This is a genomic window from Halorubrum sp. SP9 (genome assembly GCF_005435015.1).
In the GTDB taxonomy this organism is placed as follows: domain Archaea; phylum Halobacteriota; class Halobacteria; order Halobacteriales; family Haloferacaceae; genus Halorubrum; species Halorubrum sodomense.
The window spans coordinates 1-218 of record NZ_SGXU01000185.1; the positions used below are offsets into that span (position 1 = coordinate 1).

Below are 218 nucleotides of genomic sequence, written 5' to 3' on the forward strand. Positions count from 1 at the left end.
GAGATCAACGACACCGCACTGGAATTTGGTGGTCTTGAGCGTGATAACGTCGTTAATGAGCAGTTCGACGAGATCTCGTGGTGGACGCACTCTGAAGAGGTCAAAAAAGGTATTCAAGATGCGATAGCACAAGCAAGAGATGGTGGGTTTGTTCGTTACGAAACTGAAGCGAGGGGAGCTGATGGTCTTAGAACAAACCCCCCATCTCTTGCTTGTGC

The 218-nt window shown here is 49.1% G+C and carries 1 pseudogene; it reads left to right on the top strand.

Going from position 1 to position 218, the window contains the following annotated elements:
* Window positions 1–218: pseudogene (locus EXE45_RS20880) on the top strand (hypothetical protein); the annotation flags it as partial.